Source organism: Streptomyces sp. NPDC045956 (genome assembly GCF_056430705.1).
Genome location: NZ_JBWKKZ010000013.1, coordinates 100,000 through 113,437 on the forward strand (window position 1 = coordinate 100,000; position 13,438 = coordinate 113,437).

General features: G+C 71.6%; 8 protein-coding genes. 2 read left to right on the plus strand and 6 right to left on the minus strand.

What is annotated here, in order from left to right; translation table 11 throughout:
* Positions 1-2: 2 nt before the first annotated feature.
* The 3 genes from AC07FV_RS29580 to nsdA form a co-directional block, all read right to left on the minus strand.
* Positions 3-341 carry a P-II family nitrogen regulator gene (locus tag AC07FV_RS29580; RefSeq protein ID WP_019328769.1) on the minus strand — a complete coding sequence of 113 codons (339 nt, stop codon included), beginning with the start codon at positions 339-341 and terminating at the stop codon, positions 3-5.
* Positions 338-1,684 carry an ammonium transporter gene (locus AC07FV_RS29585; protein WP_479090473.1) on the minus strand — a complete coding sequence of 449 codons (1,347 nt, stop codon included), beginning with the start codon at positions 1,682-1,684 and terminating at the stop codon, positions 338-340. Before AC07FV_RS29585 ends, AC07FV_RS29580 begins: the two co-directional genes overlap by 4 nt.
* A gap of 310 nt (positions 1,685-1,994) precedes the next feature.
* A complete protein-coding gene (gene nsdA / locus AC07FV_RS29590) occupies positions 1,995-3,488 on the minus strand; it encodes a transcriptional repressor NsdA (RefSeq protein ID WP_479090475.1) in 1,494 nt (497 codons plus the stop codon).
* A gap of 445 nt (positions 3,489-3,933) precedes the next feature.
* Here nsdA and AC07FV_RS29595 point away from each other — a divergent pair, with 445 nt between their 5' ends.
* Complete coding sequence (locus tag AC07FV_RS29595) at positions 3,934-4,605, plus strand: bifunctional DNA primase/polymerase (protein WP_479090476.1); 672 nt, start codon at positions 3,934-3,936, stop codon at positions 4,603-4,605.
* A gap of 188 nt (positions 4,606-4,793) precedes the next feature.
* Here the strand turns inward: AC07FV_RS29595 and ftsY are convergent, their stop codons facing one another.
* Entirely contained in the window at positions 4,794-6,002 is a 1,209-nt protein-coding gene (gene ftsY, locus AC07FV_RS29600; RefSeq protein WP_479090478.1) for a signal recognition particle-docking protein FtsY, read from the minus strand.
* Positions 6,003-6,178: 176 nt separating this feature from the next.
* Between ftsY and AC07FV_RS29605 the strand changes: the two genes are divergently transcribed.
* Positions 6,179-7,630: a cytosine permease gene (locus tag AC07FV_RS29605; protein ID WP_479090480.1), complete on the plus strand. Its 1,452-nt coding sequence runs from the start codon at positions 6,179-6,181 to the stop codon at positions 7,628-7,630.
* Positions 7,631-8,062: 432 nt separating this feature from the next.
* On the opposite strand, the gene AC07FV_RS29610 is transcribed toward AC07FV_RS29605, so the two are convergent.
* Both AC07FV_RS29610 and smc read right to left on the minus strand, forming a co-directional pair.
* Positions 8,063-9,481: a sugar porter family MFS transporter gene (locus AC07FV_RS29610; protein ID WP_479090481.1), complete on the minus strand. Its 1,419-nt coding sequence runs from the start codon at positions 9,479-9,481 to the stop codon at positions 8,063-8,065.
* 192 nt (positions 9,482-9,673) lie between these two features.
* On the minus strand, positions 9,674-13,228 hold the full coding sequence (gene smc, locus AC07FV_RS29615; protein ID WP_479090482.1) for a chromosome segregation protein SMC: 3,555 nt from the start codon (positions 13,226-13,228) through the stop codon (positions 9,674-9,676).
* Positions 13,229-13,438 lie beyond the last annotated feature (210 nt).

The window sequence follows — 13,438 nt, forward strand, 5'->3', positions numbered from 1 at the left end:
CGTCAGAGCGCGTCGGGTCCGCGCTCACCGGTCCGGACGCGTACGGCGGTGTCGACCGGGACCGACCAGACCTTGCCGTCGCCGATCTTCCCGGTGCGGGCCGCCTTGACCACGACCTCGATCAGCTGCTCGGCGTCGTCGTCCTCGACGAGGACCTCGATGCGGATCTTGGGCACCAGGTCGACCGTGTACTCGGCACCGCGGTAGACCTCGGTGTGGCCGCGCTGGCGGCCGTAGCCGCTGGCCTCGGTGACGGTGAGGCCGTGGACTCCGAAGGCCTGGAGGGCCTCCTTGATCTCGTCGAGCCGGTGCGGCTTGACGACGGCGGTGATGAGCTTCATGCGTCCACCTTCTTGCTCTCGGCCGGCGCGGCCGCGGAGGCGCCCGGCGTGGCGGTCGTCCGGGCGGCACCGCCGCCGGCGCCGCTGAAGTCGTATGCGGTCTCGGCGTGCTCGGCCTGGTCGATGCCGGCCACCTCGTCGTCCTCCGGCACGCGCATGCCGATCGTCTTGTGCAGGACGAAGGCGAGGGCGGCGGAGACGATCAGGGAGTAGGCGAGCACCCCGAAGACACCGGCGCACTGCTTCCAGAACTGGTCCAGGCCGCCTCCGTAGAAGAGGCCCTCGACGTCGGACTGGCCCTTGCCGGTGGCGAAGAAGCCGACGAGCAGGGAGCCGAGGATGCCGCCGACCAGGTGGACGCCGACGACGTCCAGGGAGTCGTCGTAGCCGAACCGGTACTTCAGGGAAACGGCCATGGCGCACAGGACACCGGCGACGATGCCGACGGCGATGGCGCCGAGCGGGGAGACCGCGCCGCCCGCCGGGGTGATGGCGACCAGGCCGGAGACGGCGCCGGAGGCGGCACCCAGCGTGGTGAAGGCGCCGTGCCGGATCTTCTCGTAGGCGAGCCAGCCGAGGACGGCCGCGCCGGTGGCGACCTGCGTGTTGACGAACATCAGCGCGCCGACGCCGTCGTCGTTGCCCAGCCACGAGCCGGCGTTGAAGCCGAACCAGCCGAACCAGAGCAGGCCCGCGCCGAGCATGACCAGCGGGAGGCTGTGCGGGCGCATCGGGTCCTTCTTGAAGCCGACCCGCTTGCCGATGACCAGGATCACGCCGAGCGCCGCGGCACCGGCGTTGATGTGCACGGCCGTACCGCCGGCGAAGTCGATCACACCCAGTTCGAAGGCCCAGCCGCCGGCGCCCCAGACCCAGTGGGCGACCGGGAAGTAGACGATCGTGGCCCACAGGGCGATGAACAGCGCCCAGGCCGTGAACTTCACGCGGTCCGCGAGGGCGCCGCTGATCAGGGCGGGGGTGAGCACCGCGAACATGAGCTGGAAGACCAGGAAGACGAAGACCGGGATGGTGTAGCCGTCCCACAGCTCGGTCAGCCCGATGTCGCTCAGGCCGACCCAGTCGGAGTTCCAGCCGACGATGCCGCCGGTGTCCGTGCCGAACGCCATGGAGAAGCCGTACAGCACCCACAGGACGGTGACGATGCCGAGGCTGATGAAGCTCATCATCAGCATGTTCAGGGTGCTCTTGACGCGGACCATGCCTCCGTAGAAGAAGGCCAGGGCCGGCGTCATGAGCATCACCAGGGCGGAGCAGATGAGCATGAAGCCCGTGTTGGCGGCAGAGAGCTCCGTCTCTGCGGCGAGCGTGATGGCTGGAGCCATCGGCGTCTCCTCGTCGTTGGTACGGCCCCGTGCGGGCGAAGCCTGGCGGCATGAGGGGTGGGCCGGTTATGCGCCACGAGATTGACGCAGCGCGGTTTCGGTGGAGGCCCCTGGTTGTTTCGCCGCCGTGACGAAGGCGCTGTGCGTGTTACGCGCCGGTGAACTGCCGGGTGCGGGGCGGGCGCCCCCCTGGGGCGCGCCCTGTCGTCCGCGGGCACGAGCCGGCCGCGGCGGGCCTCCGGATGACCTGGCATGGGGGAGCCGAGTCGGGCTGTTCGGGAGGGCCGGCCGCGGCCGGGGCTGGTGGGTTTCAGACCGCCTCGGCGGTCTCCGGCAACTCGACGGCGAGCCGTTCGGTGAGGTCGACGACCACTCCGAGGTCGCCGAAATCGCGTACGGCCGTGTCGACGGTCTTGCGGATGCGGGTGTTGACGCGTTCGGAGCGGACCTTCTTGGCGATGCCCATGGCCTCGGTGACCAGGCCGGTGCTCGCCTCGGGCTCCTTGTGCAGCAGGTGCACGGTGGCCATGCCGATGAGGTTCAGCGCGTAGGAACGCTGGTGCTCCTCGTCCTCGGCGAAGAGTTCCACGGCCCGCCGCATCAGGGGCTCGGCGAGGGAGGCGTAGGCGGGGCTGCGGCCGGCGACGTAGGCGAGGTCGCGGAAGGAGTGGCTGTTCTCCCCGTACAGCTCGGCCTCGGAGAAGAAGCGGATCCAGTCGGGGTCCGGCTCGTCCCACTCGTCGGCCTCGGCGAAGGTGTCCTCGGCCATCCGCACGGCCCGCTTGCAGCGGCCGGGCTGTCCCATGTTGGCGTAGGCGCGGGCCTCCATCGCGTACAGCATCGACTGGGTGCGGGGGCTCGCGCAGTCCCGGCTGCCGTACTGCGCGAGGTGGATCAGCTCCAGCGCGTCGTCGGGCCGGCCGAGGTGGATCATCTGGCGGCTCATGCTGGAGAGGATGTACGAGCCGAGCGGCCGGTCCCCGGCCTCCTTGGCGGCGTGCAGCGCGAGCACGAAGTACTTCTGCGCGGTGGGCTGGAGCCCCACGTCGTACGACATCCAGCCGGCCAGCTCGGCGAGTTCGGCGGCGACCTTGAACAGGGTGGCCCGGGTGGCCTCCGACTGGGGTTCCTGGAGCAGGTCGGTCACTTCGTGGAGCTGGCCGACGACCGCCTTGCGGCGCAGACCGCCGCCGCACTGGGCGTCCCAGCGGCGGAACATCACGGCGGTGGACTCCAGCAGGTCCAGCTCGGGCTTGGACAGGCGTCCCCGCGCGGCCGGGGCCGGCGCCGGCTCGCGCCCGGCGCCGGCGGCCTGGGGCGCGGGAACGAGCCAGCGCTGCATGGGCTCGATCAGGGACGGGCCCGCGGAGAGGGCCAGCGAGCTCCCGAGGAAGCCGCGCCGCGCCAGCATCAGGTCGCTGCGCGAGAACTCGCTGAGCAGGACCACGGTCTGCGGGCCCGTCCAGGGCAGGTCGACGCCGGTCGCGGAGGGCGTGGGGCGGGTGGAGCGCAGGCCCAGGTCCTCGACGGAGACGACGACACCGAAGCGTTCGGAGAACAGCTCGGAGAGGATGCGTGGGATCGGTTCGCGCGGGTTCTCCCCGTCGAGCCAGCGGCGCACGCGCGAGGTGTCCGTGGAGATGTGGTTGGCGCCCAGCTGGCGCGCCCTGCGGTTGACCTGGCGGGCCAGCTCGCCCTTGGACCAGCCGCTGCGGGCGAACCACGAGGTGAGCAGCTCGTTGGGGCGCTTGTCAGCGTGCGACGCGCTTGCCGCGCTCGTACCGCTTCCGCCGTTGCCGCTCACTGGAACGCCCCCATCCCTGAGACCACCTGTCGCCGAGTGCGCCAAGCCCTATCAGAATGCCGGTGGTTGTGGCCGCCCGTCCCCTGGTTGCCACCCTTCGAACGGAAAGTCGAGTTGCCTCCGGCATACCCATGAGTGCATGTGCCCCACGGCGTCATGCACACAAAGTAATCCTACGATCACCCGTCCAGCCACGCCGATCGCAGAATCGCCACCATTCGCCACCCCTTCGAATGAACTCCCGGTGGCCTGGGCGCGATTCACTTGACAGAGGCCGACCAGGAGTCGGTGCAACGGTGCACATCGGGGCGCGCACGGGCGAGCGCACCACCCTCGGTGCTTCCGGGCGCTGTCTGAACAGCGCCCCGCTGGGGAGGTGGAAGCACAGAGTCACGTTTCGCGTCCGCTGCGTAACCGTCGCTGCGTCGAACCCGTTGGAGGGGGCATGGGCTTCACGATCGGCATCGGCGGCACTCGGGGCATGCGCGACATCCGGTCCGGTGCGCGGCGCCGCGGCCGGGCGTCGGAGTGCACGGTCGTCGCCGAGTTCACCGGGCTGTGGGGCTGGGCCGTGGTGCCGGGGGCACGGGCCGCCGCGGGGGCCTGCTCCTGCGGCCGGGAGGACTGCCCGGCACCGGGCGCGCACCCCCTGGCCTTCGCTCCGGAGGTGCCCGCCGGCGCGACGCTGGACGAGGCGAGCGAGGCATGGGCCGAGTATCCGGGCGCATCGGTGATGCTGCCGGCCGGGCGGACCTTCGACGTGATCGAGGTCGCCGAGCCCGCCGGGCTGCGGGCGCTGGCGCGGCTGGAGCGCATGGGCCTCCCGCTCGGGCCGGTCGCGGCGACCCCGCAGGGCCGCGCGCTGTTCTTCGTCGCGCCGGGGGCTGCCGCCGAGCTGCCCCGCCTGCTCTACCGGATGGGCTGGGACGACCCCTCCGCCCTGGACCTGCGTGGACTGGGCCGCGGTGCGTACATCACCGCCCCGCCTTCCGACCGCGCCGGCCGGGGCCCGGTGCGCTGGCTCCGCGCCCCGGCCCTCGACTCGGCGACCAGGCCACCGGCGGCCCGCCTGCTGCTGGGGACGCTGGCGTACGTGGCCCATCGCTCACGGGCCTAGCCCTCCGGCTGCTGATCGTCCGGCCGCTGACTCACCAGCCGCTCGCCCTCCGACTGCCGGCCCCCGTCCGCTGGAGCGCTCGTGCGCCGCGCGGACGGTCGTACGGAAGAGCGCCCGCCCCCGATGACGGGGGCGGGCGCTTCCTCGTGCACGTGGCCGGTGCGGGCACCGGGTGCGGCCGAGTGGTGTCACTCGCCGATGAGGGCGTCCACGAACGCGGCCGGCTCGAACGGCGCCAGGTCGTCCGCGCCCTCGCCGAGCCCGATCAGCTTGACCGGCACACCCAGCTCGCGCTGCACGGCGACCACGATGCCGCCCTTGGCCGTGCCGTCCAGCTTGGTGAGCACGATGCCGGTGATGTCGACGACCTCGGCGAAGACCCGGGCCTGGATCAGACCGTTCTGGCCGGTGGTGGCGTCGAGCACGAGCAGCACCTCGTCCAGCGGCGCGTGCTTCTCCACGACCCGCTTGACCTTGCCCAGCTCGTCCATGAGGCCGGTCTTGGTGTGCAGGCGGCCGGCGGTGTCGATGAGGACGACGTCCGAGCCGATCTCCTTGCCCTCCTTGACCGCGTCGAAGGCGACGGAGGCCGGGTCGCCGCCCTCGGGGCCGCGGACGGTGTGCGCGCCGACCCGCTCGCCCCAGGTCTGGAGCTGGTCGGCGGCAGCGGCACGGAAGGTGTCGGCGGCGCCGAGGACGACGCTGCGGCCGTCGGCGACCAGGACGCGGGCGAGCTTGCCGGTGGTGGTGGTCTTCCCGGTGCCGTTGACCCCGACGACCATCACGATGCCGGGCGTGCCACCGGGCGGCTCGGTCTTGACCTCGCGGTCCATGTCCGGGCCGAGGAGAGCGATCAGCTCCTCGCGCAGCAGGCCGCGCAGCTCCTCGGGCGTGCGGGTGCCGAGCACCCTCACCCGCTCGCGCAGCCGTTCGACCAGCTCCTGGGTGGGCTGCACGCCGACGTCGGCGGTGAGCAGCGTGTCCTCGATCTCCTCCCAGGTGTCCTCGTCGAGGTGTTCCCGGGAGAGCAGGGTGAGCAGGCCCTTGCCGAGGGCGTTCTGCGAGCGGGAGAGGCGGGCACGGAGCCGGACCAGACGGCCGGCGGTGGGCTCGGGAACCTCGATCTGCGGGATCTCGAGCTCTTCGACGACGGGCGGCTCCTCGACGGTGGCGGTGCCGCCGTCCGGGAGGTCGACCTCCTCTATCGTCCGGCGCGTTTCGTCGCGCGGCGTCTCGGCCTCTTCGCCGACGTGCGGCTCGGCCGGAGGGGCGGTGATGTCGGGCGTGGAGGGGGGCGGCGGAGGCAGCTGCTTCTTACGGCGACTGCCCACGACCAGCCCGCCGAGCGCACCGATCACGACCACGGCGATGACTACAGCAAGGATGACGATGTCCATAACCCGTCCAGTATCAGCCATGGACCCCCTCAGGCGGCCTCTTGTGTGTTCCTCCCAGGGACAAAGGCCCCTGGAGGGAAGGAGTCGGAGCAAAGTACGATGGAAGAGGCCACGTCAACGCGCGTAGAGTCCCGACCGCCCCCTCTTCTCCCACGATCGAGGCACGGACCCCCCACATGAGCAAGACCGCCGAGACCGAAGGCGCCCTGGAAACGCGTGGCATCGAGCAGGTGCCCGACGAGGAGCGCACCGCCCGGACCCGCGAGCTGTTCCCGACCTGGGTAGGCGCCAACATCAGCGTGCTGCTGCTCACGATGGGCGCGAGTCTCGTCGTGGCGTACCGGCTCAACTTCTGGCAGGCCCTCGTGGTCGCGGCCGCCGCCCCGGTCCTCTCGTACGGCCTGGTCGGGCTGATCGGGATCGCCGGAAAGCGCGGTGGAGCACCCGGCATGGCGCTGTCCCGGGCGGTGTTCGGGCAGCGGGGCAATCTGCTGCCCGGTTCGCTGATCTGGGTCGCCCGCTGGGGCTGGGAGACGATCAACGCGGTGACCGGCGCCTACGCCCTGCTCACCGTGCTGGACATCGTGTTCGGTGTGCGGGCCGACGCGGTGCTGGACATGGTGACGCTGCTGGCCTTCGTCGTGGCGACGTTCGCGATCTCCGGGCTGGGCATCAACGCCGTGCAGAAGTGCAACAAGTACGCGGCGTACCTCTTCGGCGCCTTCTCGGTGCTGGTGCTCGGCTACCTGGTCGTCGACACCGACTGGTCGGCGGTCTTCGACCGGTCCGCCGGGTCGGTGGCGGCGATGATCACGGGCGTCGGCCTGATCGCCGCCGGCGGTGTGAGCTGGATCCCGTCGGCCCCGGACTTCACCCGGTACCTGCCGCGCACGGCCTCCTCGAAGGGGATCGTGGGCGTGACAGTCGGGGGTGCCGGGATCGTCGTCCTGCCCATGGTCCTGATGGGCATGGTCATGGCCGTCTCCACTCCGGACCTGGCCTCGGCCTCCGACCCGGTCTCCTTCCTCGGTGAGATCCTGCCGACCTGGATCGCGGTGCCCTACCTGCTGATCGCGCTGATCGGCATGCTGCTGATCAACTCGATGTCGATGTACTCGGCCGGCTTCACCGCGCAGACCCTCGGCTTCAAGGTCCCGCGGCACTGGGCGGTCTCCGTCAACGCCGTCATCTCACTGATCTTCGGTGGCGTGCTGATGCTGGTGGCGACCAGCTTCATGGGTTCCTTCATCGCCTTCCTGTCGCTGCTGGCCGTCGCCTTCTCCGCCTGGGTCGGTGTCTTCGGCGCGGACATGCTGCGCCGCAAGGAGTACGACGGCGAGGCCCTGGCCGACACCGGGCGCACCAGTGCCTACTGGTACCGCGGCGGCTTCTCCCCCGCCGCCGTCGCCGCCTGGGCGGTCGGGCTGCTCGCGGGCCTGATGTTCACGACGTCCGACTGGTTCACCGGCCCGCTCGCCTCGAACAACGTCATCGGTGAGTACGGCCTCGGCTGGGTCGCCACGGTGGTGATCTCCGGCCTGCTCTACGTGGTGCTGCCGAAGCCGCCGGTGACCGTCCCGGCGGCGCCCGCGGAGCGGGCCGAGCAGCCCGCGACAGTGACCGTCTGACCTGGACCGTCCGTCCGCTGTCCGTCCGGACGCTCGAGGCCCCCCGCACCCGGTGGTGCGGGGGGCCTCGACGTGTCCGGGCCGGGTCGAACGACTCACCCCCGGCCGCGCGGAGCGCACCGCGCCGAACGCGACCCGCCGCTCCCTGCGGCCGGACGTCGTACGCCCCGGGGCGGCGCGGGCCACGCGCCTGTCGGGGTCTGTCCACCGCGCCTGCCAGAGGTCTCGCCACCGCGGGCCGCGGCCGCACCGGCGGGCCGTGCCGGTGCACCGGCGGGTACCGGGCCGAGAGGGAGCCCTAGCCCGTCGGCCTCCTCCGGGAGGCGGGTACGAGACCGCCGCCCCCGTCCGGAGTGACCGGTACGGGGGCGGCGGACAGTGCGAGGAGAGGGGCAGCGGGGACTTGGCCCTTCTCCCCGGGATCGGGGGCGGTCAGCCCATCTCCTCCAGGGCCTTGCCCTTCGTCTCCTTCACGAACTTGAGCACGAAGGGGATGGAGAGCGCGGCGAAGATCGTGTAGATCACGTAGGTACCGGAGAGGTTCCACTCGGCCAGCGACGGGAAGCTCGCGGTGATGGCCCAGTTGGCGATCCACTGCGCGGAGGCGGCCACGCCCAGCGCGGCGGCGCGGATGCGGTTCGGGAACATCTCGCCGAGGAAGACCCACACGACCACGCCCCAGGACAGGGCGAAGAAGAGCACGAAGACGTGGGCGGCGATCAGCGCGACCCAGCCCTGCGTGGCCGGCAGCTTGCCGTCGACGAGGTCGAAGGAGAACGCCCAGGCCTCCAGGGCCAGGCCGATCACCATGCCGACCGAGCCGATGAGGGCCAGCGGCTTGCGGCCGACGCGGTCCACGAAGATCATCGCGATCACGGTGCCGACGATGTTGATGATCGACGTCGTGAAGGAGTAGAAGAACGAGTCCGTCGGGTCGACGCCGACCGACTGCCACAGCGTCGAGGAGTAGTAGAACGCGACGTTGATGCCGACGAACTGCTGGAAGACCGACAGGCCGATGCCGATCCAGACGATCGGCTTGAAGAAGAAGGTGCCGCCGAGCAGGTCCTTGAAGGAGGACTTCTCCTCGCGGTGCATCGCGTGCTCGATCTCGGCGATGCGGGCGTCGAAGTCCACGTCCTTGCCCTCGACCTCTTCGAGGATCTTCCGGGCGCGCTCGTGCTTGCCGACGGAGATCAGGAAGCGCGGCGACTCGGGGATGGCGAAGGACAGCAGGCCGTAGAGGACGGCCGGGACGACCATGACGCCGAGCATGACCTGCCAGGCCTCCAGGCCCATCAGCTCGCCGCGCTGGTCGCCGCCGGCGGCGTTGAGCAGACCCCAGTTGACCAGCTGCGACACGGCGATGCCGACGACGATCGCGGCCTGCTGGAAGGAGCCGAGCCGGCCGCGGTAGGCGGGCGGGGAGACCTCGGCGATGTAGGCGGGGCCGATCACCGAGGCCATGCCGATGGCGAAACCGCCGATGACGCGCCACATGGCGAGGTCCCACAGCGCGAAGGGCAGTGCGGAGCCGATGGCGCTGACGGTGAAGAGGACCGCCGCGATCTGCATGCAGCGGATGCGGCCGATGCGGTCGGCGATGCGTCCCGCGGTCGCCGCTCCGATGGCACAGCCGATCAGCGCGATGGCGATGACCTGGGCCAGCACCGCGGAGCCGACGTCGTAGCGGTCCCGGATGGCCTCGACCGCGCCGTTGATCACGGAACTGTCGTAGCCGAACAGGAAACCGCCCATGGCGGCCGCCGCGGCGATGAAGATGACGTGCCCGAGATGTTCGGGGTGAGCCGCTCTGGCTCCTGATGGGGGTGCCTGCGGTGTGCTGGCCACGTGTACTCCTCGGGCTGCCGGCAACGCTGCCGGGGTGGATCGCCTTCGAGATGCCATTGAAGGGACCTGAAGGTAAAAGCAACGTTGCAGAGACTATGCCTTCAAGTTTCGAAGTCAATAGGGCAAGAGCTATGAGTTTGGAGATGGCGATCCGAGTTAAGCGTTCAAGAGTTGAAGCGATCCCGGTCAGGGCTACCGCAGCCGCTGGCTGATGACCTTCGACACACCGTCGCCCTGCATGGACACGCCGTACAGGGCGTCGGCGACCTCCATCGTCCGCTTCTGGTGCGTGATGACGATCAGCTGCGAGGCCTCCTGCAACTCCTGCATGATCCGGATCAGCCGCTGGAGGTTCGTGTCGTCGAGCGCCGCCTCCACCTCGTCCATGACGTAGAACGGGCTGGGCCGCGCCTTGAAGATCGACACGAGCATCGCCACCGCGGTCAGGGAGCGCTCACCACCAGAGAGCAGCGAGAGCCGTTTGACCTTCTTGCCCGGAGGCCGGGCCTCGACGTCCACCCCGGTGGTGAGCATGTTGTCCGGGTCGGTCAGGAGAAGCCGCCCCTCACCGCCCGGGAACAGCCGGCTGAAGACGCCCTCGAACTCCCGGGCCGTGTCCCGGAAGGCCTCGGTGAAGACCTGTTCGACGCGCTCGTCGACCTCCTTGACGACCTGGAGCAGGTCGGCGCGGGTCTTCTTCAGGTCCTCCAGCTGTTCGCTCAGGAACTGGTGTCGTTCCTCCAGCGCGGCGAACTCCTCCAGGGCCAGCGGATTGACCTTGCCGAGCTGCTGGTAGGCGCGCTCGGCGGCCTTCAGCCGCTTCTCCTGCTCGGAGCGGACGAAGGGCCGGGGGCGGTTGCGCGGGTGCTCCGGATCGTCCGGCAGCTCCTCGCCCTCGGCGGGGGGCGAGGGCGGCACCTCTTGATGGGGGCCGTACTCGGCCGCGAGTCCCGCCGGTTCCACACCGAGTTCCTCCAGCGCCTTGGTCTCCAGCTGCTCGATGCGCAGCCGCTTCTCGGCGCCGAGTACCTCGCCCCGGTGGACTGAATCCGTCAACTTGTCCAGCTCCGCCTTGAGGTCGCGCCCGGCGGTGCGCGCGGCGGACAGCTCCTGCTCGCGGCGGGCCTTGGCGGCCTCGGCGGCGGTGCGCTCCCCGTCGGCCCGGACCAGGGAGACCTCGATGTGCGCGAGCAGCTGCCGGGCGCCGGCGGCGACCGCCTCCGCGACGGCCGCCTCGTGCCGCAGCCTGGCCCGGCGCTGCTCGGCACGCGCGCGTGCCTCGCGTTCCGCGCGGGCGGCGCGGTCCAGGGAGTCGGCCCGCCCGGCGAGGCCCTTGACCCGCTCCTCGTGGGTACGGGCCTGGAGCCTGGCCTCCATCTCGGTCTGGCGGGCGTTGGCTCCGTCGGCGGCGAGCCGGTCGCGCACGGAGGTGTCGGGTTCCTCCTCGACCGGCATCTCCTCGGCGACGGCGAGCCGCTCGGCCAGTTCCTCGACGTCCGTCAGCGCCTTGTCCAGCGCCTCCTGCGCCCGGGCGACGGCAGCGGCGGACCGCTCGGCCTCCCCGGCCGCCCCCCGCGCCTGCCCCGCCAGCCGGCCGAGCTGCTGGGCTACGGACGACTTCTCCCGGTCGGCGGCCCGGCGCCGTTCCCCCAGCTCCTCGACCAGCGCGGCACACTCCCGGCGCCGTCCGTCGGCCGCGTCCTGCGCCTCGGCCAGTTCCCCGCACCGCACGCCCAGCTCCTCCAGCTCCGCGGCGGCCTGGTCCACGGAGGCCTGGACCTCCAGGAGGCTGGGCGCCCCGGCGGAGCCGCCCTGCGCGAAGTGCGCGCCCAGCAGGTCGCCCTCGGCGGTGACGGCGGTCAGCCCGGGCCGGGCGTAGACGAGGTCCTCGGCGTCCTCCAGGGTGGCGACCACGACGACCCCGCGCAGCAGCCGCCGCACGGCGGGCATCAGCTCGGAGGGCCCGCGCACCAGATCGGCGGCGTACGGCGCCCCGACGGCGCGCGGTTCCTCCGGTACGTCGTCGGGGGCGCCGGCGAGGAGCAGGGCGGCCCGCCCGGCGTCCTGCTTGCGCAGCAGGCGGATGGCGTCCGCGGCGGCCGTCGGGGAGGTGACCGCGAGGGCGTCTGCGGCGGCGCCGAACGCCGCGGCCAGGGCGACCTCGTGGCCCGGGGTCACGGTGAGGAGTCCGGCGGCCGGGCCGAGCAGACCGGTGAGCCGGTCCTGGGCGGCGAGCAGCGACCCGGTGCCGTCCTTGCGGCGCAGTCCCAGCGCGAGCGCCTCATGGCGGGCCCGTGTCGCCGCGCGCTGCCGTTCCGCCGCGGTGGCCGCCTCCCTGGTGGCGCCCAGAGCCGCCTCCGCCTCGGCCAGTCCCCGCCTGGCGGCGTCGTACCGCTCGGCGAGTTCCTGGTCGTCGGCGTCCAGACCGTCGACCTCGGCCTGGAGCGCCTCGTACTCCTCCTGGGCCGCGGCGGCCCTCTCCCGGGACTCGTCCCGGGCCTGTGCCAGCCGCTCGATCTCGGCCTGGGCAGAGGCGGCGCGCGAACGGGCCGCGCCGACCTGGCCGCTGAGCCGGGCCAGTCCTTCCCGGCGGTCGGCGATGGCCCGGGCGGCGTCCTTGAGGCGGCGTTCCTCCAGGGCCAGCTCGCGTTCGAGGTCGGCGCGGTGGGCGACCGTGTCCTCCAGGGCGTGCTCCGCGGCCTCCAGGGCCGCCTCGAGTTCGGCCTCCTGGTCGCGGACGCGGGCGGCCTCGCGCTCCAGTTCCTCCGGGTCCCGGCCGCGCCGCTCCTCGGGAGGAGCGGAGGTGGCGCTCTTCACGCGCGCCTCGGCGAGCGACACCGTGCCGCGGACCCGTTCGGCGAGCTGGGAGAGCTCGTACCAGGTCTGCTGGGCGCGCTGGAGGCGCGGGGTGAGCCGGCGCACCTCGTCCTCCAGGTCCGCCTCGCGGCGCAGCGCCCTGCCCAGCTCCTGTTCGGCGGCCTCCTTGCGTTCCTTCAGGGCGGCCTCGTCGGCGATCTCGGCCTGGAGCGCGTCGCGCAGCCGTACGAGGTCGTCGGCGAGGAGCCTGAGCCGCGCGTCCCTCAGGTCGGCCTGGATGACGGCGGCGCGTCGGGCCACCGCCGCCTGCCGGCCGAGCGGCTTGAGCTGGCGCCGGAGTTCGTCGGTGAGGTCCTGCACGCGGGCGAGGTTGGCCTGCATCGCGTCCAGCTTGCGGAGCGCCTTCTCCTTGCGCTTGCGGTGCTTGAGGACGCCGGCGGCCTCCTCGATGAAGGCCCGGCGCCCCATGGGGTCGGCGTGCAGGACGGAGTCGAGCCGGCCCTGGCCGACGATGACGTGCATCTCGCGGCCGATGCCGGAGTCGGAGAGCAGTTCCTGGATGTCCAGGAGGCGGCACGTGTCACCGTTGATCTGGTACTCGCTGCCGCCGTTGCGGAACATGATCCGCGTGATGGTGACCTCGGCGTACTCGATGGGCAGCGCCCCGTCGGAGTTGTCGATGGTCAGCGACACCTCGGCCCGGCCGAGCGGCGGGCGGCCGGTGGTGCCGGCGAAGATCACGTCCTCCATCTTGCCGCCGCGCAGCGACTTGGCGCCCTGCTCTCCCATGACCCAGCTGAGCGCGTCCACGACGTTGGACTTGCCCGAGCCGTTCGGACCGACGACGCAGGTGATGCCGGGCTCGAACCGGAGTGTGGTCGCCGAGGCGAACGACTTGAATCCGCGGAGGGTCAGGGCCTTCAGGTGCACGCCGCCGGACTCTACCTCTCGCGGGTGTCTCACTCCATGAACCGGTGAACCGCCGCGGTTTCACGAGTGAACGTGCAGGGCACATCAGACGTTGAAGAGGGTGAAAGGATGCGCGGGGGAGAAAAGGGCGGGCCGGACGGCGGGGACGGGGGCAGGAAGCAAAGAAAGAAGGGACGCCGAAGCGTCCCTTGCAGACTCTGACACCTGAGC

What these genes read in the sequence shown, in the direction of transcription:
- AC07FV_RS29580 (WP_019328769.1), bottom strand. Translation starts at nt 341, where the DNA reads ATGAAGCTCATCACCGCCGTCGTCAAGCCGCACCGGCTCGACGAGATC.
- AC07FV_RS29585 (WP_479090473.1), bottom strand. Translation starts at nt 1,684, where the DNA reads ATGGCTCCAGCCATCACGCTCGCCGCAGAGACGGAGCTCTCTGCCGCC.
- AC07FV_RS29595 (WP_479090476.1), top strand. Translation starts at nt 3,934, where the DNA reads ATGGGCTTCACGATCGGCATCGGCGGCACTCGGGGCATGCGCGACATC.
- ftsY (WP_479090478.1), bottom strand. Translation starts at nt 6,002, where the DNA reads ATGGACATCGTCATCCTTGCTGTAGTCATCGCCGTGGTCGTGATCGGT.
- AC07FV_RS29605 (WP_479090480.1), top strand. Translation starts at nt 6,179, where the DNA reads ATGAGCAAGACCGCCGAGACCGAAGGCGCCCTGGAAACGCGTGGCATC.